The 25,989-nt window shown below is 57.5% G+C and carries 24 protein-coding genes; 14 read left to right on the top strand and 10 right to left on the bottom strand.

Annotation, left to right across the window (positions count from 1 at the left end):
* Positions 1–7 precede the first annotated feature (7 nt).
* Positions 8–805 (bottom strand): phytanoyl-CoA dioxygenase family protein, encoded by a 798-nt coding sequence (locus tag RA28_RS18615; RefSeq protein ID WP_039532092.1) that lies wholly within the window; start codon positions 803–805, stop codon positions 8–10.
* A 152-nt stretch (positions 806–957) separates the two neighbouring features.
* Entirely contained in the window at positions 958–1,377 is a 420-nt protein-coding gene (gene irrA, locus RA28_RS18610) for an iron response transcriptional regulator IrrA (protein ID WP_039532091.1), read from the bottom strand.
* Positions 1,378–1,565: 188 nt separating this feature from the next.
* On the opposite strand from irrA, the gene fabA reads away from it, so the two are divergent.
* Genes fabA through RA28_RS18590 form a run of 4 tightly spaced genes read left to right on the top strand, consistent with a single transcriptional unit; the run spans position 1,566 to position 4,375 of the window.
* A complete protein-coding gene (fabA, locus tag RA28_RS18605; RefSeq protein ID WP_039532090.1) occupies positions 1,566–2,075 on the top strand; it encodes a bifunctional 3-hydroxydecanoyl-ACP dehydratase/trans-2-decenoyl-ACP isomerase in 510 nt (169 codons plus the stop codon).
* A gap of 31 nt (positions 2,076–2,106) precedes the next feature.
* Positions 2,107–3,336, top strand: coding sequence for a beta-ketoacyl-ACP synthase I (gene fabB / locus RA28_RS18600; protein WP_039532089.1), 1,230 nt, complete (start codon positions 2,107–2,109; stop codon positions 3,334–3,336).
* A 5-nt stretch (positions 3,337–3,341) separates the two neighbouring features.
* On the top strand, positions 3,342–4,133 hold the full coding sequence (locus tag RA28_RS18595; RefSeq protein WP_039532087.1) for an enoyl-ACP reductase FabI: 792 nt from the start codon (positions 3,342–3,344) through the stop codon (positions 4,131–4,133).
* A 59-nt stretch (positions 4,134–4,192) separates the two neighbouring features.
* On the top strand, positions 4,193–4,375 hold the full coding sequence (locus RA28_RS18590) for a hypothetical protein (RefSeq protein ID WP_039532084.1): 183 nt from the start codon (positions 4,193–4,195) through the stop codon (positions 4,373–4,375).
* Positions 4,376–4,393: 18 nt separating this feature from the next.
* Here the strand turns inward: RA28_RS18590 and RA28_RS18585 are convergent, their stop codons facing one another.
* Positions 4,394–4,822, bottom strand: a complete 429-nt coding sequence (locus tag RA28_RS18585) for an FKBP-type peptidyl-prolyl cis-trans isomerase (RefSeq protein ID WP_039532082.1) — start codon at positions 4,820–4,822, stop codon at positions 4,394–4,396.
* A 122-nt stretch (positions 4,823–4,944) separates the two neighbouring features.
* Between RA28_RS18585 and RA28_RS18580 the strand changes: the two genes are divergently transcribed.
* From RA28_RS18580 to RA28_RS18550, 7 genes are all read left to right on the top strand, one after another.
* A complete protein-coding gene (locus RA28_RS18580) occupies positions 4,945–5,631 on the top strand; it encodes a haloacid dehalogenase type II (RefSeq protein ID WP_039532081.1) in 687 nt (228 codons plus the stop codon).
* Positions 5,631–6,458, top strand: coding sequence for an alpha/beta fold hydrolase (locus RA28_RS18575; RefSeq protein WP_039532080.1), 828 nt, complete (start codon positions 5,631–5,633; stop codon positions 6,456–6,458). Before RA28_RS18580 ends, RA28_RS18575 begins: the two co-directional genes overlap by 1 nt.
* Complete coding sequence (locus RA28_RS18570) at positions 6,455–7,429, top strand: threonine ammonia-lyase (RefSeq protein ID WP_039532079.1); 975 nt, start codon at positions 6,455–6,457, stop codon at positions 7,427–7,429. The genes RA28_RS18575 and RA28_RS18570 overlap by 4 nt, the downstream gene beginning before the upstream one ends.
* Positions 7,430–7,490: 61 nt before the next feature.
* Positions 7,491–8,279 (top strand): 3-oxoadipate enol-lactonase, encoded by a 789-nt coding sequence (pcaD, locus tag RA28_RS18565; RefSeq protein WP_039532078.1) that lies wholly within the window; start codon positions 7,491–7,493, stop codon positions 8,277–8,279.
* An 11-nt stretch (positions 8,280–8,290) separates the two neighbouring features.
* Positions 8,291–9,004: an alpha/beta fold hydrolase gene (locus tag RA28_RS18560; RefSeq protein ID WP_039532076.1), complete on the top strand. Its 714-nt coding sequence runs from the start codon at positions 8,291–8,293 to the stop codon at positions 9,002–9,004.
* Positions 9,005–9,088: 84 nt separating this feature from the next.
* Positions 9,089–10,288 (top strand): TCR/Tet family MFS transporter, encoded by a 1,200-nt coding sequence (locus RA28_RS18555; protein WP_039532579.1) that lies wholly within the window; start codon positions 9,089–9,091, stop codon positions 10,286–10,288.
* 92 nt (positions 10,289–10,380) lie between these two features.
* On the top strand, positions 10,381–11,613 hold the full coding sequence (locus RA28_RS18550; protein ID WP_039532577.1) for a mandelate racemase/muconate lactonizing enzyme family protein: 1,233 nt from the start codon (positions 10,381–10,383) through the stop codon (positions 11,611–11,613).
* 35 nt (positions 11,614–11,648) lie between these two features.
* Here the strand turns inward: RA28_RS18550 and RA28_RS18545 are convergent, their stop codons facing one another.
* Positions 11,649–14,645 carry an ABC transporter transmembrane domain-containing protein gene (locus RA28_RS18545; RefSeq protein WP_082029863.1) on the bottom strand — a complete coding sequence of 999 codons (2,997 nt, stop codon included), beginning with the start codon at positions 14,643–14,645 and terminating at the stop codon, positions 11,649–11,651.
* A gap of 214 nt (positions 14,646–14,859) precedes the next feature.
* Between RA28_RS18545 and RA28_RS18540 the strand changes: the two genes are divergently transcribed.
* Entirely contained in the window at positions 14,860–15,252 is a 393-nt protein-coding gene (locus tag RA28_RS18540; protein ID WP_039532073.1) for a DUF3307 domain-containing protein, read from the top strand.
* Between the two features lie 18 nt (positions 15,253–15,270).
* Here the strand turns inward: RA28_RS18540 and RA28_RS18535 are convergent, their stop codons facing one another.
* The 6 genes from RA28_RS18535 to RA28_RS18510 all read right to left on the bottom strand — a co-directional run bounded on the left by RA28_RS18535 (position 15,271) and on the right by RA28_RS18510 (position 22,067).
* A complete protein-coding gene (locus RA28_RS18535) occupies positions 15,271–16,002 on the bottom strand; it encodes a hypothetical protein (protein WP_039532071.1) in 732 nt (243 codons plus the stop codon).
* An 83-nt stretch (positions 16,003–16,085) separates the two neighbouring features.
* Positions 16,086–16,760: a TetR/AcrR family transcriptional regulator gene (locus RA28_RS18530; RefSeq protein ID WP_039532070.1), complete on the bottom strand. Its 675-nt coding sequence runs from the start codon at positions 16,758–16,760 to the stop codon at positions 16,086–16,088.
* On the bottom strand, positions 16,761–18,311 hold the full coding sequence (locus RA28_RS18525; RefSeq protein ID WP_039532069.1) for a trimethylamine methyltransferase family protein: 1,551 nt from the start codon (positions 18,309–18,311) through the stop codon (positions 16,761–16,763). It lies immediately after the preceding gene.
* 2 nt (positions 18,312–18,313) lie between these two features.
* The gene (locus RA28_RS18520; protein ID WP_039532067.1) at positions 18,314–20,716 is read right to left on the bottom strand and encodes a GcvT family protein; all 2,403 of its coding nucleotides are present in this window, start codon (positions 20,714–20,716) and stop codon (positions 18,314–18,316) included.
* Between the two features lie 133 nt (positions 20,717–20,849).
* Positions 20,850–21,479, bottom strand: coding sequence for a glutathione S-transferase family protein (locus tag RA28_RS18515; protein WP_039532065.1), 630 nt, complete (start codon positions 21,477–21,479; stop codon positions 20,850–20,852).
* 90 nt (positions 21,480–21,569) lie between these two features.
* A complete protein-coding gene (locus RA28_RS18510) occupies positions 21,570–22,067 on the bottom strand; it encodes a class I SAM-dependent methyltransferase (RefSeq protein WP_039532063.1) in 498 nt (165 codons plus the stop codon).
* 232 nt (positions 22,068–22,299) lie between these two features.
* Here RA28_RS18510 and RA28_RS18505 point away from each other — a divergent pair, with 232 nt between their 5' ends.
* Both RA28_RS18505 and RA28_RS18500 read left to right on the top strand, forming a co-directional pair.
* Complete coding sequence (locus RA28_RS18505) at positions 22,300–24,072, top strand: ABC transporter ATP-binding protein (RefSeq protein ID WP_039532061.1); 1,773 nt, start codon at positions 22,300–22,302, stop codon at positions 24,070–24,072.
* Positions 24,065–25,978 (top strand): ABC transporter substrate-binding protein, encoded by a 1,914-nt coding sequence (locus RA28_RS18500; RefSeq protein WP_052261518.1) that lies wholly within the window; start codon positions 24,065–24,067, stop codon positions 25,976–25,978. The genes RA28_RS18505 and RA28_RS18500 overlap by 8 nt, the downstream gene beginning before the upstream one ends.
* Positions 25,979–25,989: the final 11 nt, after the last annotated feature.

Raw genomic sequence — 25,989 nt, 5'->3', positions numbered from 1 at the left:
TCCTGTCTTACCGCTGCAACAGTACCGGAAACCAATCCTCTCGCAGTCGCTGCCCCGACACCATGTCGTGACCCGGAAACGGAGGAGACGTCCGGCCCGGGCGTTCGACGTAACGGGCGTCGTCACCGACCAGGCGCAACGAAAACGCGCGGCGGCGGCTGTCCGACTGATTGCCACGCGCGCCGTGCAGCGTTCGATAATTGAAAGCGACAGCGTCCCCAGGCTCCATCTCGAATTCGACAACCCGCATTCCTTCGGCGTCGGGGTCCGGGACAGGAATGTACTGGCCCTCGTCGGGGAAAAACCCCGCTTCCGAGACCCACCGCGTGGGCAATACCTCTTTCTCCCAGCGATGTGAGCCCGCAACGCAGCGCAAGGTCGCTTGCTTGACCGGGTCCAGCGGGGACCAGAAGCTGACCGTTTGTTGCCCCTCGACAAAGTAGTAAGGCCCATCCTGATGCCACGGCGTGGCCATTGATGTACCAGGCTCTTTGACCAGAACATGATCGTGGAACATTTGTACGCGATCGGATTGCATCAGATCGGCGGCCACTTCGGCGGCAGACGACGACTCGATCACCGCACGAAACTGGGGAATCCGAGACCAATTGCAATAATCGTCAAAGAACCGCCCGGTCTCGCCCTCCTTTTTGTTTTCCGAGGCGTAAGGGCCCGGCTCTGCCATGTTCACTGCGATGCCTTCGCGCAGTTCCGAAACGTGATCGGCAAACAACCCTTTCACCAAGACGACGCCGTCGGCTTGATATGTGTCAATCATCTCTTGTGTAACTAAAGGATGGGGCATGCTGGTCTCCGCGCCGTTTCGCGACCGATCTGGTCACATTCGCACGTAGATCGCAATCCTATTCGAAATGTCACGAAATTGTGCGGCTCACGCGTCCGAATCGGGACACGCAACGGCCTCATCAAAAGACAACCAGAGGTCGCCTTTTACTATTAGGATTTCCGGCGCAGACGGATCACAACGTCAACCGATGCGATCTCGACCCCTTCGGGAGCTTCCGGGAGACGCTTGATCACCAACTGATCTGACGGTGCGTCACTCAAACGGCTTTCATCCTCCCAAAAGAAGTGGGGATGATCATGTGTGTTTGTGTCGAAATAGCTTTTGGAACCGTCAACCGTAATTTCCTGCAAAACGCCGGCATCACAAAAGGCGCGCAGCGTATTGTAGACAGTTGCAAGCGACACGGCATCGCCGTTGCTTTTGGCCGACTCAAACAGACTTTCCGCCGTGACGTGGCGATGACGACCATCGCCCACAAGCAGTTCCGCCAATGCAACGCGCTGACGCGTCGGTCGCAGTCCGGCATTCACCAGCCATTCTGTCGCTATGTTTCGGCTCTGAGGTGTCATTTGTCCGATACCCGTTTTCGCTGAGGATATATATAAGTGCTGCGGACCTGCAATTTCAAATGAAATTCATTCGCAAGGAATGTCGTAAGCACAACAAGATGAGACGTGCCGCTCTTGCAGGACCTTGCATACGGGTGCTAGACGAGGCCAGATATAACGAACGGACCCCTGGCAGGAGAGGCGGCAGAATGGCCCAATTCCCGAGCAGCTTTGACAAGGACGATCTGCTGAAATGCGCCCGTGGCGAGTTATTCGGCCCCGGCAATGCGCAGCTGCCCGCTCCGCCGATGCTGATGATGGACCGGATCACCGATATTTCCGCCGACGGTGGTGCCCATGGAAAAGGCCACGTTCTGGCCGAATTCGATATCACGCCGGATCTGTGGTTCTTTGAATGCCATTTCCCGGGCAACCCGATCATGCCCGGCTGTCTGGGTCTGGACGGGTTGTGGCAACTGACCGGTTTCAATCTGGGTTGGCGCGGCTGGCAGGGGCGCGGCATGGCTGTCGGCGTTGGCGAGGTCAAACTGACCGGGATGGTACGCCCTGATCGAAAGATGCTGACGTACAAAATTGACTTCAAGAAAGCGATACAGACCCGCCGTCTGACGATGGGTGTGGCGGATGGTATCGTCGAAGCAGACGGCGAAATGATTTACGACGTCAAAGACATGAAGGTCGTTCTGTCCGAAGCCTGAACCGGATCGGTCTGAAATAAGGAGCACGCACATGCGTCGAGTAGTTGTCACCGGTTTGGGGGTCGTGTCCTCCATCGGGAACAATGCCGAGGAGGTTCTGGCCTCTCTCAAATCCGGCAAATCCGGCATCGAAGCCAATGAGCAGATGGTTGAACACGGGTTTCGCAGCCAGATCGCCGGGTCATTAAAAATTGACGTTTCCGAACATGTGGACAAGCGCACGCTACGGTTCATGGGGCCGGGGGCGGCTTACGCCCACATCGCCATGAACCAGGCGATTGCGGACGCCGGTTTGAGCGAGGATCAGGTGGTGAACCCGCGCACGGGTCTGGTCGCCGGATCGGGCGGGCCTTCAACCAGCGCGATGCTGACCGCGCATCAAACGGTGCTCAAAACAGGTGCGACCAAACGGATCGGGCCATTTGCCGTGCCAAAGTGCATGTGCTCGACAATCTCTGCGAATTTGGCCACCGCGTTCAAAATCAAGGGTATCAACTACTCGATCACATCGGCCTGCTCGACGTCGCTGCACTGTATCGGCAACGCTGCCGAGCAAATCATGCTGGGCAAGCAGGACGTGATGTTTGCAGGTGGCGGCGAGGAGTTGGACTGGACCCTGTCCTGCCTGTTCGATGCAATGGGTGCGATGTCCTCGAAATACAATGACACACCCGACAAGGCCTCGCGCGCATTCGATGAAAACCGCGATGGATTCGTCATTTCCGGAGGCGGTGGAATCGTCGTTCTGGAAGAGCTGGAACATGCGCTGGCCCGCGGGGCCAAGATTTATGCCGAAGTGACCGGTTACGCAGCCACCTCGGATGGTCACGACATGGTGGCACCGTCAGGTGAAGGCGGTGAACGCGCGATGCGGTTGGCCCTGTCGACCGTGCCCGAAGGCCGGAAAGTCGGCTATATCAACGCGCACGGAACGTCGACCCCGGTCGGGGATGTCGGCGAGGTCGAAGCTGTCCGCCGTATCTTTGGCGAGGGCAACGTGCCCCCGATTTCATCGACCAAATCAATGACCGGACACGCGCAAGGCGCGGCAGGCGCTTTGGAGGCGATCTTCTGCCTGCTCATGCTGGACAATGATTTCATTACGCCGTCGATCAATGTCGACACACTAGCCGAAGGCATCCTGCCCGGTGAAATTGCAACGCAAGTTGTTGAAAACGCAGGCTTGGACAGTGTCATGACCAACAGCTTCGGCTTTGGCGGCACCAATGGGTCCATGGTTCTATCGAAATATAACGGGTGAACACGATGTCGGATCTTCTCAAGGGAAAACGCGGCCTGATCATGGGTGTGGCCAATGATCGGTCAATCGCGTGGGGTATTGCCAAGGCAATGCACGAGGCCGGCGCGGAACTGGCATTCACGTATCAGGGCGAGGCATTCGGAAAGCGACTGGAACCACTGGCCCAAAGCCTCGGCAGTGACTTCATGGTCGATGCGGATGTCACTGACGACGAATCGCTGGAACGCGCCTTTGATGAACTGGGCGCGAGGTGGCCCACCATCGACTTTGTAGTTCACGCCATTGCCTACTCGGACAAGTCTGAACTGACCGGCCGTTTCCTGAATACCACGCGGGCAAACTTCAAACACTCGCTCGATGTATCCGCCTATTCCTTCATCGAAGTGGCCCGCCGCGCCTATCCTTTGATGCAGGAGAATGGAGGCACCCTGCTGACGTTGACCTATCAGGGTTCGAACAAGGTTGTCCCCAACTACAACGTCATGGGCGTCGCGAAGGCCGCACTGGAGTCGGCAACCCGGTATCTTGCCAACGATCTTGGCCCCGAAGGCATCCGCGTGAACGCGATTTCTCCCGGACCAATGAAGACGTTGGCCGGCGCCGCAATTGGCGGCGCGCGAAAAACCTACAAGTTCTGCGATCAAAACGCGCCGATGCGATCAAACGCGACGCTTGAGGCGGTTGGCGGAACTGCCGTCTACCTGACATCGGATGCCGGGATGTTCACGTCGGGTGAAATCATACGCGTCGACGGCGGCTATCACATACTGGGAATGCCACAACCTGACCATATGTGACCATTTCTTTCCCTGCTGACGTCAAGATTTGACCATCTTTACCCGGCAGGGATAGCAATATGAGCAAAGTTGAACAAATCCTTGCCAGCAACGGCCGTGGTATGACCACGCGCCACAAATCTGGTCTTCGCGGTGGTCGGGCACGCATGCTGCTTGTCGCACTGGTGGCGCTTTTGACGGCGTTCCTGTTCTTCACACAGCCAGAGGTCGTTTCCGCATTCGAGTCGCTGATCCAAAGATGATCATTCCGCTAGCGGGCGCTAGTTGACCGAAACGATCTCAATATCAAATACAAGATCATGCCCGGCCAATGGATGATTGGCATCCAAGGTCACGGTCGCTTCGTCTGCGTCGACAACGGTGACCGGCAACGCCTGCCCATCCGGCGTCTGCATCTGAAGTTGCGTGCCCGGCTCAAGTGGGATGTCGTCTGGAATACCCTCGCGCGGAATTTGTTGGCGCGCGCCCGGGTTGATCGGCCCGTAGGCATCGGCGCACGGTATCTCGACCCTTTTTTTCTCGCCGACTTCCATGCCCGGCAGCGCGGCGTCTAACCCGACGATAACCTGCCCTGACCCAACGGTGAACGCCAGCGGATCACGACCATCGGAACTGTCAAAAACCTTACCATCCAACAGCGTACCAGTGTAGTGGATGCGAACGGTGTCGCCGTCTTTGATCGCGGTCATTTGTGCCTCCGGGCTAGCGCATTGAACGGCCAAGCTTAGGGCTTGGTACCGCGTTGTAAAGCCTGGGCTCTTTAACCCCCCAGACACTTGTGCCAACCTGCATCCGATTACGGGAGGAACGGATGGCCATCACCACTTGCATCTTTGACGCCTATGGCACGCTTTTCGATGTGGCCGCCGCCGCGCGACAGGCAGCAGCCGAGCCTGAATTTCAGGCTTTGCAGGACAAATGGCCCGAACTGGCTAACCATTGGCGATTGAAACAGTTGCAATACACGTGGCTGCGCGCAGTCGCGGATGCACATGCCGATTTTTGGGACGTGACGCAGGACGGGCTGGATTGGGCGCTGGAAGCGACAGGCTTGCAGGGTGATGCCAAACTCCGGCAACGTTTGCTGGATCTGTATTGGGAGTTGCAGGCCTATCCCGAAGTTCCCCAGATGCTTGCGACTCTCAAATCCGGTGGACTCCAAACTGCCATCTTGTCCAACGGCTCGCCGCCGATGCTTGATGGCGCGGTGCAGTCTGCTGGGATCGGATCGGTTCTGGATGATGTTTTGTCGGTTGAAAGCGTGGGTGTCTTCAAACCCCATGCGCGCGTTTATGATCTGGTCCAGCAACGGTTCGGGTGCGCGAAAGATGAAGTTCTGTTTGTAAGTTCGAACGGATGGGATGCCGCTGGCGCAAGCGGCTATGGATTCGTCACAGCCTGGGTCAATCGTGCGGGCGAGCCTATGGACCGATTGCCCTGGACCCCGGCGCATGTTCTGCCCGACCATAGGACAATTCCGCAACTGGCAGGTCTTTGATGGCGTTCTTCAACACTTCAGACGGGTTGCGGATTCACTTCGAAGAAACCGGTTCTGGCGCAGCGCTGCTATGTCTGGCGGGTCTGACTCGCAACAGCAAAGACTTCTCTTACTTCGCACCCCATGCCACCGACCTGCGCCTGATCACGATGGATTACCGGGGGCGCGGGCAATCGGACTATGACCCGGACTACATGAACTACAATGTGCTGCGCGAAGCGCATGATGTCGTCGAGCTGTTGGATCATTTGGAGCTTGAGAAGGTCACAATACTGGGCACCTCTCGGGGCGGGCTTATTGCAATGGCACTGGCCGCCAGCAATCCCGAGCGTCTTGCGGGTGTCGTTCTCAACGATGTTGGACCTGTTATCGAGGCTGCAGGTATCGCCAAAATCATGGACTACGTCGGAAAAAGACCGGCAGCAAAAACCTATGACGAGGCTGCCACAGCTCTCAAACAGATCATGGAACCGCAATTTCCCGGGGTTTCGTTGGATGTCTGGAGGCGTCAGGCAGAAATCCAGTTTGAGCAAACCGACGACGGCCTGAAATTGCGCTATGATGAAGCCCTGCGTAAAGCGCTGTTGGAGCAGGCAGCAAGTGGTGCGACCCCGGATTTGTGGTTGTTTTTCGAGGCGCTGCGCGACATTCCAACCGGTGTGATCCGGGGTGCGAACTCGGATGTGTTGGGGGCAGCGACAGTGGAAGAGATGCACGCACGCCATCCCGGTCTGATCTCTGCAGAGGTGCCGGACCGGGGTCATGTGCCGTTCCTGAATGAACCACAATCGCTCGATATTATTCGCAAAATACTGGATGCCGCATGAGTACCCTGGAATTGGTCGAAGCCGCCGCTGAACGGCTCAAAGGACACGCGCGAGAGACACCGATCCTGTCTTCGCCATTTCTGGACGAGCTGGCCGGTCGCCGCGTTCTGGTCAAACCCGAATGCTTGCAGCACACAGGCAGCTTCAAGTATCGCGGTGCTTGGTCGGCGATTTCCGCGCTGGACGAGTCAGTGCGTCAACGCGGAGTAATTGCCTATTCATCCGGGAACCATGCACAGGGTGTAGCTTATGCAGCGACGCAGCATGGCATCGCGTCAGTCGTCGTAATGCCAGCCGATGCACCACAGCTGAAAATCGAAAACACGCGCGCGTTGGGGGCCGAGGTCGTGCTGTACGATCGCGCCGATGAAAGCCGCGAAGAAATTGGTGAGACATTGGCGACCGAGCGCGGCCTGACCTTGATCCGCCCCTATGACGAGCCACAGGTCATCGCCGGGCAAGGCACTGTTGGGCTGGAGCTGGCCCGCCAGACCCACGACCTGGGCGTTTCAGAGGCCGATGTTCTGATTTGTTGCGGCGGCGGCGGACTGACCGCTGGCATTTCGCTCGCTCTTGAGGGTCACGCGCCGGGGCTGAGACCAAGACCATGCGAGCCTGAAGGATTTGATGACGTGAAACGGTCGCTGCTGACTGGGCAAATTCAGAACAACAATGCTGCATCGGGCAACATTTGTGACGCGATCCTGACACCGCAGCCCGGAAAAATCACCTTCCCGATCCTGAAGCGCCTTTGCGGACCCGGACTTGCAGTGACCGAGCAAGAGGCGCTTCACGCCATGGCATTGTCGTTCTTGCGCCTGAAAATCGTGCTTGAGCCGGGTGGTGCCGTGTCTCTGGCCTCGGCCCTGTTCCGAAAGGATGAGATTGAAGGAGATACGGTCATCGTGGTTGCGTCGGGCGGCAATACCGATCCGCAGGTTTTCGCGCAAGCGTTGGAATTCCTTACCTGACATCCCTATATCGACGGTGCAAAATCCGTAGGTACGTCTGGCTCACGGACAGGAATAGAAGATGAATATTGCCGAACTCAGGGATGTGCGACTGCATTACCGGATTGATGGCGACCCAGATGGTGTTCCGCTGGTGTTGGCCAATTCGCTGGGCACCGACCTGCGCCTTTGGGACCCGATCCTGCCCTACCTTCCCAAAAGTCTGCGCGTGATTCGTTATGACAAGCGCGGGCACGGGCTGTCGTCACAACCGCCCGGCCCATATACCATGGGTGCACTGGTGCGCGACGCCGAGGGGCTGCTGGACCATTTGCAGGTCAAAGACTGCGTTTTCGTCGGGCTGTCGATTGGTGGATTGATCGGACAGGGTTTGGCGGTAAAGCGAATGGACCAGGTCCGCGCTTTGGTTCTGTCAAATACGGCCGCGAAAATTGGCACGCCGAAGATCTGGCAGGAGCGGATGACCGCTGTTCAACAGGGTGGCATCGAAGCGCTGGCCGATGCCACAATGGAACGTTGGTTTTCCCGCACCTTTCAGGCCAGCCCGGAACTGACCCTTTGGCGCAACATGATGACCCGGCAGCCTGTTGACGGCTATCTGGGATGCTGCGCTGCTATTTCGGGAACGGATTTCTATACGCCAACCAGCGGGTTGCGCCTGCCGACACTGGGGATCGCGGGCAGCGAAGACGGCTCGACCCCACCCGATCTGGTCAGGGAAACGGTCGACCTTGTTCCGGGGTCTGAATTTCACTTGATCCGAAGGGCGGGCCATTTGCCCTGCGTTGAAAGGCCCTCGGAATACGCAGAGATACTTACGAATTTCCTGACCCGGATCGGTCATATTTAAAGGAGCCCTAGGTGGCAGATTTCTTATTGGTTCACGGATCGTGGCACGGTGCCTGGTGCTGGCGGGATCTGATCCCCGAATTGAGCGCGCTTGGCCACACGGCGCGCGCAATCGACCTTCCCAGCCACGGATCAGATCCTACTCCGGTGGCCGATGTAACGCTCGAAATGTGCCGGAATGCCGTTCTGAACGCTTCGACCTCTGAGACCATTGTCGTCGGGCATTCGTGGGGCGGCTTTCCGATCAGCGCGGCGGCCGACGCAAACCCGGATGCGATGCGCGGTTTGATCTATGTTTGCGCCTATGTTCCTGATGCCGGACACTCTTTGATTGAGATGCGAAAACGCGCGCCCCGGCAACTGATTGGCGACGCGCTGGAAAAGGCCGCAGACGGGTCGTCCTATAGTGTATTGCCCGACCGCGTACACGCTTTGCTCTATCATGACTGCCCGTCTGATGTCGTCACCTATGCCCTTGCCCGCCTGTGCCCGCAGGCAATCCGACCGCAAGACACCGGGTTGCCTGTCGGCGACGGTTTCGAACAAGTCCGCAAGGCTTACATCCGCACAACGGATGATCGGATCGTTCCGACAGAGTATCAATCCAAAATGAGTGAGTGCGCCGCGCCGCATCTGCGGTTTAGCATCGAAAGCTCTCACTCGCCATTCTTTGCCCAACCCCGGAAGTTGGCCAAGCTGATGGACGAAGCCGCGCAGCAAATGTGACCCCGCGTCTGTGCCAACGACGCCTCTTTTCACATGGACAGGCGGACGCTAGGGTTTCGGGCAAATCCGAACCTTTGGACCGCCATGCGTCTGCCTTTTTTGTTTGTTCTTGGAACCGTAATGATCGACGCGATGGGCATTGGCCTGGTCCTGCCGATCATGCCGCAACTGATTGTCGAGGTGCAGGGCGGCTCGCTGGCGAATGCGGCGATCTGGGGCGGTGTTCTAAGCACCGCGTTCGCAACCATGCAGTTCCTGTTCGGGCCTGTTCTTGGCAATCTGTCCGATGCCTATGGGCGGCGAACCGTGCTGCTGGTTTCGCTGTTCGTAATGGCGCTGGACTATGTGGTCATGGCGGTGGCGGGCAGCATCTGGTTGCTGCTGCTGGGTCGAATTGTCGGCGGGATCACAGCCGCAACACATTCGACTGCCGCCGCTTTTATGGCCGACGTGTCCAAACCCGAGGAAAAAGCCGCCAACTTCGGCTTGCTCGGGGCGGCGTTCGGCCTGGGATTTGTCCTTGGCCCTTTGATGGGTGGCCTGCTGGGTGAATTCGGAACGCGAGCGCCGTTCTGGGCTGCCGCGGGCCTATCCGCCATCGGTTGCTTGGTTGGCATGCTGGTCATGCCGGAGACAGTCACGGATGAAAACCGGCGCCCGTTCCGCTGGCGCCGCGCCAACCCCGTTGGATCTTTGCAGGCAATATCGGCATTGCCCGGCATTCGACCTTTGCTGGGTGTCTACTTTCTGTATTCCATTTCGATCTACGTTTACCCTGCCATCTGGTCCTATTTCACATTGGAACGCTTCGGTTGGTCGCCGCAGATGATCGGCCTGTCTCTGGCCGTTTACGGGCTGGGAATGGCCGCCGTGCAAGGCGGATTGATTCGACCGGCAACCAAATATCTGGGGGAGAGAAAGACTATCGTCTGGGGTATGGGTATCGAGATTTTCAGCTTTATGCTGCTGGCGTTTCTGACCAGCGGGACACTCGCGTTGTTGCTGATCCCAATAACGGCGCTGGGGGCCGTTGTGACCCCGGCCTTGCAGGCGATGATGTCCAAGGCAACACCGGATTCGCAACAGGGTGAATTGCAGGGCGTTTTGGCGGCACTTCATGCCCTTGCGATGATCATCTCACCTTTGGTCATGACCAGCGTCTTTGCCGAGTTCATTCGCAGCGGCGCTCCAATTTACCTGCCCGGTGCGCCCTTCCTGCTGGCGCTGATGCTCATGCTTGGGGGCTTCGTCCTGTTTCTGCGACCCAGACCTGAAACCCCGTAAACGACGAATATTTGCCGGAAACTGCCTTGCAGATCACATCTTTGCAGGTCACCGTGCCCAAAACCAAGATTGGACAGGAAAACGGTGCGCGGATGAAACTTCAAGACCTCGACGTGATTGTCACGGCTCCTCCGGCACCCGGCTGGGGTGGGCGGTACTGGATTTTGGTCAAAGTCACGACCGACACCGGAATAACCGGATGGGGTGAATGTTATGCATCATCCGTCGGACCAGAGGTCATGCGGCACGTTATCCGCGACGTATTCGAACGCCACATGGCAGGAGAAAACCCCGAAAACATCGAGCTTATGTTTCGCCGGGTATACTCAAGCGGATTCACGCAACGCCCCGACCTCACAGTCATGGGTGCGTTTTCCGGTTTGGAAATCGCCTGTTGGGATATTCTGGGCAAGCATCGCGACCGGCCCGTTTACGCACTATTGGGCGGCTGCATGAATGCGCGAATCCGGGCCTACACCTATCTGTACCCCCTGCCCCGGCACAATCCGACCGATTTCTGGACGTCACCCGAATTGGCGGCTGAATGTGCCAAAGAAATGGTAGGACTTGGCTACACGGCGGTAAAATTTGACCCGGCAGGCCCCTATACAATCAGGGGCGGGCATATGCCGGCAATGTCCGACATCTCGCTGTCGGTGGATTTCTGCAAAGCCATTCGTGAAGCTGTCGGTGACAAGGCGGACCTGCTGTTCGGGACACATGGACAGTTTAACACCGCCGGCGCCATTCGTTTGGGTCAGGCGCTCGAGCCGTACTCGCCATTGTGGTTCGAAGAACCCACCCCGCCGGACATGATCGAAGACATGGCCCGTGTAACTCGAAATGTTCGCATACCCGTCGCCACGGGTGAACGGTTGACGACCAAAGCAGAATTCGGCGCTGTGCTGCGCGCTGGAGCCGCCGAAATCCTTCAGCCCGCACTGGGCCGCGCCGGTGGGATTTGGGAGATGAAGAAAGTTGCCGCGATGGCCGAAGTTTTCAACGCGCAGATGGCGCCTCATCTTTATGCGGGTCCGATAGAATGGGCCGCCAACGTTCAACTTGCGGCATCGATCCCCAACCTGTTGCTGCTGGAGACCATCGAGACGCCGTTCCACGATCAGTTGATCAAAGGCTCCATTCGCATTCAGGATGGTTTTGTGATCCCGCCGACCGCGCCGGGACTCGGAATAGACGTCGACGAAGACCTGGCTCGCGCGCATCCCTTCACTGGAGAAGGTTTGCATCTGCAGATGCAGGAAGATCCATGCGACTATGCCAACGGAAACGCCTTTCAGGGCGGAGCACCAACAAACGAAGGGTGACAGGCGCGATTGGCGGCAGGTTGGCGAACTGTTCGCTAGTTCGACACGTAGCCCGCAATAACCTGCAAAAGTTTGAAGGCTGTGGCGGCATCGTTTTCAACCACAGCCAAGAATTCTTCTTCGCCGATGCGCAGGCAGGACAACTCCGTTTCTGCCACCATGCTCAGCGCGCGCGGTTCCTTGCGGATCAGTCCAAGCTCGCCCACAAGGGCGCCGGGCCCGACAGCAAGGATCAGTTTGTCCGGCCCGTCCGGTTGCGGCAGGTACAGCCCTGCTTCACCTGCCAGAACAACGTACGCGCCATCTGTGGGTTGATCGTCCTTCAAAAAGATAACCTGTCCGGCAGCCGCATCGAACCATCGCGCACCAAAGGCCAACAGGCGCAATTGCCGCCTGTCCAGGCCGGAAAACAGTGGCGTCTGCTCCAAGGCGCGCAGCTTGCGTGCCAGATCGGCTGAGGCTGCGCTGTCTTCTTCGACGTTGGTGGGTCCTTCGTCAGTCACAACCCGACCCTGCCGGATTTCGACATACATGTCGAACACTTCCGGGTTCTGAAACTGGTCGTTCAGGTAGATGACCGTGGTGTCTGGCAGCAACTGCCGCAGGTTCTTGTACACCGCGACTTTGGTTTCCATGTCATAGCTGGCCAGAGCGTTTTCCAAAATCAAAATGTCAGGCTTTTTGATCGTTGCCCGGGTAAAAGCCAGCGGCTCTGCAAACACGGCTGGCAGGTTCTGACCGCCCATCGCCACCGGAATGTCGTAGATCAATTCGACCACCAACGGGCGTGCCCCGTTTTCTGCCAAAACATCGACGATCAGTTTTCGAACCTCATCCGACCGGGCGCCTCCGATCTGACTGACCTTTCCGAACAGGGCGTTTTCCATCACGGTCAGGCCCGGGGCAAATTCGGCGGCATCCAATGGCACAAAGACGTCTTGCAGCCGTTCCATCAGCTTGTCTGAATGGCTGGCCCGCAATTCCAGAATGCGGTCTTTCAATTCATCGGTAAATGCGGGGCCGATCTGCTCGGCCGATATCACGAACGGCACGGCCAGCAAGTTCGCCAGCTGATCGTCGTCCAGACCCTGACCACCTTCTTTCCGGGTGCGTTCGACCAACTCAACAGCCGCCTCATAAGTCTGCGCTTGCAGACCTAATTTGCGGAACAGCGGATGATCTGTGCCATCAAGGCCGAAGATCTGGCGCAGCATGTCGATGACATCGCGGGTCAGGCCAATCAGGGTCTCGTCCAGACCCAGTTCGCGCAATTGGCTCAGGAACACTGTTTGCTGCGCCAACAACTCCTGCGTGACCGGGACGCGCGGGGTAGCAAACAAAAGGTTCTCGGCAACCGGCAGCGCAGCGTTGTATACAGCGCGGTCGAAAATCAGCGCCTGTTGATCCAGCTCGGCCCGTCTCACGGCCTGTTGGACGACTGGACGGAGCTCGACCAGCTTTTTTGCAAGCTCTGCGTGGTTCTTTGCATCAAAGACCTGCTCGGCCCCGCGCTGATACAGCGCGGTGCCCGAACCCATCCCGTCTATCAGCTTTAGCCACCACTCCCGCAAGTCGCCCTTGCTTTCAAGTCCGGCGAGTGTCGGGTCCAGCCAGTCTGCCTGAAACGGATCGCTGCTGTTTCCCGCGCGCTGCGTTTCCGCGAATTCCTCGGTTTCAGTGGGCTTTGAGACCGGCTTGTATCGCATCGGCATCATCACGTTGTCACCCAACGACCCCTGAAACATCACCGGCCGGGACGACGCGTAACCGATGCGTGCCGCAACCACGCCCTGGTGCAGCTCGGCCAGATTCTGCCCGCCAACTTCAACCCGGCCCGAGCTGGGCAGAATCTCGCGGGTCAACAGTTCGGCCACTGCGCGGCGGTCTTCCTCGGATTGGGCCGCGATGCCAATTGTGCTGCCGGTTGGAAAGGTCAGGTCCAGATCATCCAGGATTTGATTACCGTCGATGTCGCGCACAGACACCTGGTTTAATACGATGTCGCCATTCAAGTGTGGTCGCGTTTCAGGCTCGCCCTCAAACTGCGCCTCATTCGTCATTCCATCAGGGGCAAAACGATCGATTACAACGCCCCAACGCAAGGACATGTCCTGTGTTTGGTTGTAATAGGCCAGCAATTCCTTCCACGGAGAGCTCAGGTCCTTGTACGCCGCCAGCGCGGCCACCAGCGCCCCCAACGAGACTGACCCCTGCAACACCAGTAGCCCGCCCACCAGATAGAACATGAAGGGCGTAATCTGAGAAATGAAGTTGTTGATGAACTTCATGAAGAATTTCTTCTGATAGATTTCGAACCGAATGCCGAAAAGGCGACCCAATTGGTCCGAAATCATCGCCCGGCGATAGCGCCAGCCGCCATTGGCCCGCAATGTCGCTGCGCCCGCGGCGTTTTCGCCGATCTGGGCGGCCAGCACGCGCACCTCTTGGATGCGCTGTTTGTTCAGAAGATTGATTTGCCGTTGCAGTTTCGGGATCAACCAGGCCTGCAGAGGAATCAGAGCCACCGCCGCCAACCCGAACCAGACGCTTTGCAGAAAAAGGAAGGACAAAATGGTGATCATTTGACCCGCCTGTAACACCGGCTGGCTGATCGCATCCCCCATCAAGCCGCCCATCGGTTCACTTTCCGCAGTGATCATCGAGACCATTTCGCCCTGACTGACGCGCTCGAAATAAGGCTGAGGAAATCGCAAGGCGCGGCTGATCAACTGATAGCGAAAGCGACGCAGCATGCGCTCGCTCAAGACGCCCTTCATGGTGTTGATGCGCATTTTCATCAAACCATGCGCCAGAACTGCAAGCAGGAAGGCAAAGCACAGGATCATCAGGAATGTCGTTTGGGGCAGGCTGAACCCCCAAACGTTCACGATTGTGCTGGAGGCACCAATGGCGTCGTTGATGATCCGCTTCGGAAGCTCGAGTGTCAGGTAGAGCAACGGAAACAGCGTCGCCGTCACGGCCAGCAGAATCAACTGGTCGCGTCTGGAGTATTTCCAGATGAACTGAAAAATCGTCCGCTCGATAAAACTCGCCCCCGGTTACTGGTCTGCCTATCAAACCCTTGATTTCGGCACGAATACTCCTGTTTTAAAATACCGCATTCCCAACCAAAGACGCAAATAGATTTCCAATTTGCGCCAAATTCGCCTTATGTGAACTAGTTCATTTGCGCATGTCGAAATTACATCCTAGTGTTCGGATCAGGACGATATCGGGAGGGTTCATTTGCCTGCCACGCTAGGCACCGTTTTGTTGCTGCTCTGCCTGCTGCAGATCAAACACATGTTTGCCGACTTTTACTTACAGACGCCCAAGATGCTTTCGGGGCGGAGTACATATTTTCACATAGGGCGTGCTCAACATGCTGCGGTGCATGTCGTGGGTTCCGTCATCATTTTCGCACTGTTTCGCGCACCCGTAGAATTCATCCTGATCATTGCCGCACTGGAATGGATCGTTCATTTCCACATCGATTTTGCCAAGGCCCGCTATTCGGACGAAAAAGAGCTTAGGCCCGATCAGGCAGCATTCTGGCGGGCGACGGGTCTGGACCAGCTCATGCATAATCTGACCTACATTGCGATGGCATGGGCATGGGCCGCATTCGCCGCCGGATAAGCCGAAGCCCCAATTGACTCAGGCAACCTGTGCCATTCGCGCGTTTCTGTAAGCGTCCAACCAAAGACGATCCAAAGCATCGATGCTTGCTGGATCGTATTTGTGCTGTTTGTCCCAATAACGGCCCGTCGGATCAAAATAACCCAACTCGCTTTCGCGTGTCAGCGCTGGTCCCATAGATTTCGGACAGGGCATTGATGCTTCGCTCAACCGTTCCATCGACACAGGCGGAAAGACCAGTCGGCTTTCCCCGGTCGAAAGGCGCACGACACCGCATCCCTGGGCGGCCCCAAACAGGGCCAGCCGCGCTGATTTGGCTTCGAGCGAGCGCAGGGTCACATCACGTCGCAATGGATCGGCCGCGCCCGTTCCGTAAAAATGGGTTTTTCCGGACCGTGGGTAGACCATGTCGCAGCCGAAATACGCAATCACAGCAGGTTTCAGAGCGGCAAGCGCCCAATACCCCGCAGTGAATGCCATCGTTCCGCCAGCGTAGACGAATCCGCCATACTCGTTCTGCAATGGAACGTATTCGTGCGCCGTCACAAAGCATTGGTGGCTGCCGATAACGTCCGGTTTGTTGGCATCCGGAAAGTCCTCGGGGTGGATCAGGATGTCCCAATCGGGCCTGACACGCCAGGCGTTATTGATTGCAATGATGTGTGAAAACCTGCCACGCGGCCAATCCCGCGCGCTCAGCGCAGACGGCGCGCTGCCAAGGATAAGGACATGGGGCCGTTTCGGTTGCATAACAAACTGCACGCATTGTTCCGTCCGCCAATGACCTAGCCCGGCCAAAAAACGAATCCAGCAACAATTTTAGCGCAGCGATCTTAAGTCTCAGCGCCAGCCCAGTGGTGCTGAGAATAGGCAGAGAATTCTTCGACTTCCTGCGGCTTCGGTTCCACGCCGGTGAAAACATAAAGGTAATGCGGCACCATCGAGATCCGAGTTTCCATCGGCTCATTCAATTGGGCCAAATCGTAACCGATCTGCATATAGTACAGGACACGCGCGCGTGTCTCTGCCTCAATCTCAGAATAGCCATAGCGGGCAAACATAGCGTGCAACGCCTTGAGCCTCTTGGCATCCGACTGATCCAGGATCCGGCGCACCTTGCCCGATTTGCGGGCCCAGTCGCGCACCGCAAAGTCTAACGCGGTGTCAAACAAGGCCGTGTTCACAACGCAGCGGTGAACATTGCAAACCGCGGCCGTGATCGTCGGCGCTGCCGCTTCGGCCTGTCTGATCAGACCCGCCGTGTTGGTGGCCTGCCAGCGTGCCAGAAGCGCGTCCAGCAGTTCCTGTCGAGACTTGAAATACCAATAGAAGGACGACCGCGACACCGCCATCCGTTCGGCCAGATTCAGTACCTTGATCTGATCCACGCCATCCGAGATCAGCACATCCATCGCCACGTTCAGCCAGTCGTCACGTGTGACCTTTATGTTGCCGACCAACGGGGCCGCCTTGGGGTCATCGCGATGCAGGATCGGTTTCGTGTTCATTCAACTCTCCGGCGGGGCGCCACCTTCTGCTGTTCGGCGTTCGACATAGTCTTTCAACGCGCCGATCCGGTCACTGTCGCTGGGGGGCGCCTTGAACTCGCTCAGAATACCTTGCCAGACGCCGGTTGCCCGTCGGTTGGCATCTATCGCGCCGCGTTCCGACCAGGTTCCAAAATTGGCGTAATCGTGCACATGGGGTTCGTAGAACTCGGTGTTGTATCGCTCCATCGTCTGACTGGAGGCAAAAAAGTGCCCGCTGGGCTCTACTTCGCGTAGCGCAGTGTCAAAACCGATCTCGGAGGTTCCGGCCTGAGCACCCGCACAAAGTTCCGCGACCATGTTCAGAACTTCGGCGTCGCAGACCAGCTTTTCGAACGATACCGTCAGACCGCCCTCAAGCCAGCCCGCAGAGTGAATGATCACGGTGGCACCCGCCATCAGGCAGCCCCAAAGCCCGAACTGGTTTTCGTTTGCCGCCTGCACGTCATTGATATTCGACGCAGAGCCCGCCGCAGACCGCCACGGCAAACCCAGATGCCGCGCCAATTGTCCGGCTGCAAGCGAGGCTTGAAAATGCGACGGCGTCCCGAAGGCAGGCGCGCCGGATTTCATGTCCACGTTGCTGGTGAATGTGCCATAGCAAACCGGTGCGCCGGGATTGGTGAGTTGTGTCAGCGTGAGCGCGGCCAAAGCTTCGGCATGAGACAAGGTGATCGCACCGGCCACCGTGATCGGTGCCATCGCCCCCATCAGGGTGAATGGCGTGATGATGGACATCTGACCGTGACGCGCGAAGTCGATAAGGCCTTGCGCCATTGGTATGTCCAGTGTTCGCGGACTGTTGGTATTGATGATCGTATAACAATGGGGATTTGCGCGAAATTTCTCATCAGTCAGCCCGCGCGCGATGGACAACATCTGAAAGCAATCCATGACCTGCGGCGTCCCGCGCGAGAAAAAGAAGGGGAATTTATCGGTCAATTCCATCTGCGCCTGCGTCGTAAAGTAGTGACGCAAGTGGGTGGGAACATCCTGTGGCTCGACCTGCGGCGAAATCATCTGGAAAACGTCGAAGTGATGGGTCAGCTTCAGGAATTCAAGGTAATCCCGCCCCGTTGCAGGTCGGCGACCCCGCTCGAGATCGGTGGCGTTGGGCGCACCGGCCCCCGGCTGAAACACCAAAGAGCCCAATTCCAACGTGAAATCCCGATACCGGGCTCCGGCTTGGCAGGCGATGGATTTGGGGGCCGAAGCAACCGCGGCATCGACGATATCGCGTCCGATAAAAACCATCTCGCTGTTTTCATCCACCCGCGCACCGCCTTCTGCGAACAGGCGGCGGGCCTCGGGCAACAAGACTTTGACTCCCAGCTCCTCTAGCGCCCTTAGGGCGGTTTCGTGCATGTCGGCAATCTGGTCGGCGGGGAACACTTCCATCTGAGGGAACGGGTTGCGCAACTGCCGATAGTTTACCTTGCGGCCTTCGGCAGGCGCGGCTTCCGCGCCGCGCCCGCGTCGCCGCCGCCCACGCTCGGGGGGGTGCGCAGTCATCGTCAGCCCCTCATCGCCTTGCCTTGCGGGTCATACGGCGACGGCGCAATGACGCGCGCTGGTCGCTCAAGCCCCACAACATGCACCGTCAGTTCCGTTCCCGGTTCGGCCTTGTCGCGGTCGACCAACGCCATTGCCAGTGATTTGCCGGTATGGTGGCCATATCCACCCGAGGTTACAAAACCGACGCGGGCGTCTCCGGACCAAATCGGTTCATAGCCGCTTGCATCAGCGTCCAGCGCGTCGATTTCCAACGTCACCTGCAGCTGTGCCGGACCGTTTCCATCACGTTCGGCAACAGCTGCATCTTTGCCGACAAAGTCCTTGTCCCAATCGATCCAACGGTCCATGCCCGTCATGCCCGGTGTATAGAGCTGCGTAAACTCCGCAGACCAGATGCCAAAGCTCTTTTCAAGGCGGGTCGAAAGCATCGCGTTGAACCCGCATTCACGAATGCCTTCTTCAGCCCCTGCTTCCAGGAGCATTCGGCGCAGCTTGATATGATCGCCATAGCGGCAGTTGATCTCGTAGCCCTTCTCACCCGTCACTGACATGCGCGCAACGCGGGCGCGGACAAGGCCGATATCGAACTTACCGCATGCCATAAATTTCAGGTCCGAAATATCCTGTTCCGCCAGTTTTTCGACCACGGCCTGCGATTTGGGTCCGACGACAGCGAACCCGCAGTATTCTTCGCCCAGATCGCGGACGTTGACGCCGTCGATCATGTGATCGTCAAACCAGCGCATATGCCAGGCACGCAGGTAGTAGCTGCCCATGATCCACCAGGTGCCGTCGCCCCAGTTGAGGATAGTCAGGTCGCCCTTCAACCGCCCGTTTTCGCCCAGCATCGGGGCCAGTTTCGCACGCCCCGGCGCAGGCAGCTTCGAGGCCATAACCTTGTCGAGCCAGATTTCTGCGTTCGGCCCGCTGACCTCAAACCGGGAAAAGCCCGAAATATCCAGCAGGCCGACGCCTTCACGGATCACTTTGCATTCCTCGGCCACGATGTCATGCGCGTTCGAACGCTTCAGGGTCGGCGTTTCGTCAAAGCCCTTCGGCGCAAAATACAGCGGGACTTCGAGGTCCCAGCTCACGCCCCATTTGCATCCTGCTTCGGTCATTGCGTCATGCGCAGGTGCCATTTTCAGCGGACGGCCCGCCGGCAACTGCTCGTTCGGATAGGTCATCACGAAACGGCGGGAATAGAACTGACCGGTGGTTTCGCGAATGTAACGCTTGTTTTGCGCAAAATCGCCGTAGCGCGCCACGTCCATCGGCCACGCGTCTGCCTCCGGCTCGCCGTGAATCATCCATTCGGCCAGCGTCTTGCCAACACCGCCGCCCTGCAGGAAGCCCGCCATTACTGCACAGGCAGACCAATAGCCGCGCTTGCCCGGCACCGGTCCGACCAGCGGGTTGCCATCAGGAGAGAACGTAAAGGCGCCGTTCACCCATGTCTTGATTCCGACATTCTGGATCGACGGGTAGCGTTCAAAGCCCAGCGTCAATTCGTTTTCGATCCGGTCCAGCTGCTCTTGAAACAACTCTTCGCCATAGTTCCAGGGCGCACCATCCATCGCCCAGTGCTCGTGATCGACCTCGTAGATCCCGACCAGAACACCTTTCTGGTCTTGCCGCATATAGGTGAACCCTTCGAGATCCACGGTCATCGGCATCTCGAATTCCGATGCAGCCACTTCGGGCACGGTATCCGTGATCAGGTAATGGTGTTTTAGCGGCGAAACCGGCAATTCAACGCCTGCCATCCGCCCGACCTGCTTGGCCCACAGACCTGCGGCGTTGACCACGTGTTCGCAGGTAATAGTACCCTTGTCGGTGACAACCTGCCAGCCATCAGCGGTCTGAATCAGCTCTTCAACTTTGGTTTCCTCATAATACTCCGCGCCGCGTTTTCTTGCGGCCGTCGCATAGGCCTGCACGGTGCCAGTGGTGTCGATATACCCTTCCCGGTCTGCCCACATCGCACCCAGAACACCGTCGGTAGACATGATCGGGCATCGTTTCTGTGCCTCTTCCGGGGACAGCAACTCGCAATCATCAATGCCGATAGACTGGAAGATGCGGTAATTCGCCTGCAGCCATTCCCAGCGCTCGGGTGTGCCCGCCAAAGTCAGACCACCGGTTACGTGAAAGCCGATATTTTGACCCGATTCCTTCTCGATCTCGCTGAGCAAATCGATTGTGTAGGATTGCAGTGCCGCCATATTCGGATCAGCATTCAACGCATGCACGCCCCCGGCCGCGTGCCAGGATGACCCTGAGGCCAAGCGTCGACGTTCCAGCATGACCACGTCAGACCAACCGAACTTGGCCAGATGATACAGAACCGAGGCGCCAACGACGCCGCCCCCGATAACAACGACACGATAATGCGATTTCATCCTGCGCTCTCCTGAATGACTCGCGAGGGACGCTAGACGCACTGTTCAATTCTGTCTAGACATTTCTGTACAGTCCTGTTCCGGACCAATATTTTACGTGCAACCGCATTCTCAAAGACTGGCGCTTGGACGTTTAAAGACTGGCGCTTGGACGTTTTTTGATGTTCTCGAACCAAGTCAGAGTTGCGGTGTTTTCGTGAGGAATCCGCGCCTTTACAACCCGCGCAAAGTCAACAAACACAAACGCTGTTATGTCCGCCAAAGTAAACGCGCTGCCTGCCAGAAACGTGCTGTGCTGCAATCGATCCTCAAGCAAATCAAAGAACGCGTCCACGCGGTCTCTTCCTCTTTGGGCGAGTTCGGGAATTTGCGCGTAATTTGTCGGGCCGGGAATAGCACGGTCGGCAAATGCCGGGTGAGAGTTGCGCAGTGTTTCACCAATCGGTGCGCCTCCTTGGTGTTCAACTATCGCATTCCACATGTGAACCAGACCGATTTCATCCGGGGTACGTCCCAACAGTGGCCGGTCCGGAAATCTGGCTTCGAGATACGCGGCAATACCAAGATTTTCGGTCAGAACCGTTCCTTCGTCCGTCAACAGAACTGGCAGCGTTGCACGAGGATTGACCGCACGAAACGCTGCGCCCAGTTGTTCGCCTTTTGCAATCGAGACCTCTTGGGTCTCTATGTCCAAACCTTTCTCGGCGATGAACATCCTTGCCCGGCGCGGGTTTGGGGCGGTTTTGCAATCATAAAACAGCATCAACTGAAGTCCCTGCAGATTTTCACGCGGATCACGTTAGCCCGCCTCTGCGCATATTGACCAGTCGGGCCGCTGCGTTCACCAGAACGATCAACGGCGGTAGATGAAACAGCGACCTGCAACCGCATCGGGGGGCAGCGGTAATTCGGTCAGGTCCTCGAAATACATCCTGTCGCTGGAAACCATCAAACCCCCAGGTGCCAAAAGGGGTTGGATCAGCGGCGACACAAAGCGCGCAAACGCATCATTTTTTTCCCGGTTGTGACCACCCAGATCAGCATGGATCAGACTGGCCGATGCCCCGAACCTTTCAACCGCAGCCGGTAGAGTTTCGCGCACATCCCCCAAAATCACGCGATCTTCGGGTGGTGTCGAGTCGGGATGCGAGGCCACTGCCCGTTCAAAAACAAACACCGGACGTTTCTGAATATACTGGATCATATGGTGGTACGTCCGGCCGTTGCCGAGACCCAGTTCAAAAACCGGACCGGTTTGGCCTGATGTATCAGCGATGGCGAAATCCAGACAAGCGCGCTGTGATACCATACGGTCGATAAACAGATCCAAACGGCTTTGATTTTCGGACACCAGAGATTCCTTTCTTTGGATTTACCAACCCAAATGTGATGCTTACGGAACGGTTGATGTCAAAATCTCAACGCATTGTGTAGTCAAACGTCCCGTATTTTCACGTTTCCGCGACAATTCTGCCGAAGAAGGTGTTTGACTACGCCGCCCCAACCGCGCGAAACTGCGCTAAAAAAGTCAGGGAGTTCACAAATCCGATGATTTGCCACAGCCAGCCGGGTGGAAGACCCGCATGACTGCGTTACTGTCCGTGCGGGATCTCAGCATTGGCTTTGGCGCGGGTGAATCCGTTGTTCAGAAAGTCAGCTTTGATGTCGAAGCAGGACAAACGCTTGCCCTGGTGGGCGAATCCGGATCTGGCAAGACGATCTCATGTCGCGCCGCTCTTCGAATTCTACCACGCACGGCGCAGATACGCTCGGGCACGATCACGCTGAATGACTCGAAAGGTACTGCAGAGCTGACGACCATCAACGAGCGTCAGATGCGCGGCATTCGCGGCAACCGGATTTCGATGATCTTTCAAGAACCCATGCGATCACTTTCGCCGCTGCACAAAATCGGAAATCAGGTCAGCGAAGTACTTTGGCTGCACCGCGGCGCATCCGAAGCCGACGCGCGCAAGGAGGTTTTGACCCAGTTCGAGCGAGTGGGTTTTCCCGATCCCAAGCGCGCATACGACTCGTACCCGTTCGAATTGTCCGGCGGGATGCGCCAGCGGGCGATGATTGCCATGGCGATGGTTTCAAAACCAGAACTGTTGATCGCGGACGAGCCGACAACGGCGTTGGACGTGACAACGCAAGCTCAGGTTCTGGGGCTGATCAAGGAATTGCAGCGCGAGACCGGCATGGCGCTTATTCTGGTCACGCATGATCTGGGCGTTGTTGCCAACATGGCCGAGCAGGTTGTGGTCATGCACAAAGGGCGCATCATGGAAGCCGGGGCTGCTGCGCCAATCCTGACCGAACCCGCCCATCCATACACCAAGCAACTGTTTGATGCGGCACCTGCGATCCCGGACCAAGATGCCGTCGGGCTGCCCATGCCCGACGAGGATTTGATCCTTGAGATGGTCGATGTTTCAAAGACTTACACAATGCGTTCCAGCAAAGGCTGGAAGGCTGACAAGCTGATCCATGCCTGCCGCGGTGTCGAACTGAAACTGGCGCGTGGCAAGACGCTTGCAATAGTGGGCGAAAGTGGTTCGGGCAAGACCACTGCGGCGAGAATTGCCTTGGGTGCCGAATTGCCGGATCCCGGCGGGCAGGTCCTTTTCCGCTCCAGCCCCGATACCGACCCCATAACTGTTCACAAGATGTCCAAGGGTGAACGCACCGCCTTTCAGCGCAAAGCGCAGATGGTCTTTCAAGACCCCTACAGTTCGCTCAGCCCACGCATGCGTATTCAGGACGCGATGACCGAGCCGTTGGAAATCCACAAGCTTGGGTCGGTGTCCGAGCAACGCGACAAAGCCGCCGAGATGCTGAAACGTGTCGGGTTGAACACCGACATGCTGAAACGCTATCCGCATGCGTTCTCAGGTGGTCAGCGACAGCGGTTGTCGATTGCACGTGCCATGATGCTGGACCCTGCGATGATTGTCTGTGACGAGCCGACCTCGGCATTAGACGTATCCGTGCAGGAGCAAATCCTGACCCTGCTGGAACATCTTCAGGACAGCCTGAACCTTTCGTACTTGTTCATTTCGCACGACCTTGCCGTCGTGGCCCGTATTGCCGATGAGGTCGCGGTCATGCGTCAAGGTCTGGTGGTCGAGCAAGCCCCGCCTGAAACTCTGTTCTATAACCCTCGCCATCCCTACACCAAGGCGCTGATCGCGGCGCAGCCGGAACCTGATATCAATCGCCCAATCAACCTGAAACTAGTTGCTTTGGGTGCAGGTTCACCGGACAGTTGGGAAGACGCCTTTCGTTTCTCAGACTCCGTGATACCCTCACTCACAGAGATGGAGCCCGGCCATAAGGTACGTTGCCATGTTTAAGACCACTCATCGTTTCATGTTGGCCGGTTCGCTGGCACTCTTGGGATGGCTGCCCGCCATGGCCCAGTCCGTTCCAGATCTGCAGGAAGGCGCATTCTGGAAAACCGAAGTTGACAGCGGGCACTTGCCACCTGTGCAAGAGCGCATTCCTTCTGAACCCTTGGTTGTCGATCTGGCGGCAAAGGGCCGCGACCTTGGGGTGCCCGGTGGCACGATGCGAACGATGGTGACCCGATCCAAGGACATCCGGCAGATGGTTGTCTATGGCTACGCGCGCCTCGTTGGGTTCAACGAAAAATACGAAATTGTGCCCGACCTGCTGGCCTCCTACGAAAACGAGGACAACCGCAAGTTCACACTGCGCTTGCGCGATGGCCATAAGTGGTCCGACGGAACACCATTTACTTCGGAAGACTTCCGGTACTGGTGGGAGGATGTGGCGAATAACGAACTTCTCAGCCCATCCGGGCCACCAGACTTTTTGCTTGTCGAAGGCCAAGTGCCGACGGTGACTTTTCCCGATGAGAAAACCGTTATTTTTGAATGGGATGACCCGAACCCGGATTTCTTGCAATCGCTGGCGCAGGCGCGCCCGCCGTTCATCTATCGTCCATCCGCCTTTCTGAAGCAGTATCATGAGAAGTTCGCCGATGGCGAAGAACTGGCGCTTCAGGTCGAGGACGCGCGCGTAAAAAGCTGGGCCGCGCTGCACAACAAGGTCGACAACCTGTACAAGTTCGACAATCACGAATTGCCCACATTGCAACCGTGGCTGAATGCAAGCTCTGGCAAGAAGATCAGACACAATTTTGTGCGCAACCCCTACTACCACAGGATCGACACGAACGGGGTGCAGTTGCCTTACATTGATGTTGTGGAAATGGAGATTGTGGCACCGGGATTGGTCGCTGCCAAGGCCAATGCCGGCGAAACTGATCTACAAGGGCGCGGGCTTGCGTTCCGTGATGCCTCGATCCTCAAGAAGGGTGAGGCCGAGGGCGGGTATAAAACCTATCTATGGAAGACCGGTGTCGCGTCTCAGATCGCAATATATCCGAACCTGAACTACGAAGACGAAGCGTGGCGTGAGGTCTTGCGGGACGTGCGCGTTCGCCGCGCCTTGTCATTGGCCATTGACCGCAAAACGATCAATCAGGCGCTGTACTTCAAACTGGCGCAACCGGGTGCAATGTCAGTTCTGCCTGCGTCCCCGTTCTACAACGAAGAAAACGCGCAGGCCTGGGCGCAATTCGACACTGATATGGCCAACGCTCTTTTGGACGAGGCCGGATTGGATCAACGAGACGGTAACGGAATTCGGCTATTGCCCGACGGTCGCCCGATGGAGCTGGTGATTGAAACCGCCGGCGAGCGGCAAGAGGTCGAAAACGCGCTTCAGATCATCACGGATGACTGGCGCAAAATCGGGGTCAAACTGGTCATGCGACCGTTGGACCGCGACATTCTGAGGAACCGGGTATTTGCCGGCAATACCATGGCGTCGGTCTGGTTTGGCTGGGATGACGGCATCCCGCAGATGCACACGTCGCCCGCATATTTGGCCCCAACCGATCAGGTTTTCCTCGCCTGGCCGAAATGGGGGCAGCACTATCAAACAGGCGGTGATGTCGGCGAAGCGCCAGACATGCCCGAGGCTGAACGCCTTATGACACTCGCTCATGATTGGGAGGTCGCAACAAGCGACGAAGACCGCGCCGCCGCCTGGAACGAGATGCTGAAAATCCATGCTGACCAGATTTACGCCATCGGCGTCTTGAATGGCGCACCTCAACCCATTGTCGTATCAAACCGGCTGCGTAACGTTCCCGAACAGGCCATGTGGGCGTGGGAACCCGGCGCGCACTTTGGCGTCCATCGTCCCGACGAGTTCTTCTTCGCCGACTGATCCAGGAGCAG

Source organism: Ruegeria sp. ANG-S4 (genome assembly GCF_000814005.1).
GTDB lineage: Bacteria > Pseudomonadota > Alphaproteobacteria > Rhodobacterales > Rhodobacteraceae > Ruegeria.
This window is presented reverse-complemented; position numbering and strand designations above follow the sequence as displayed.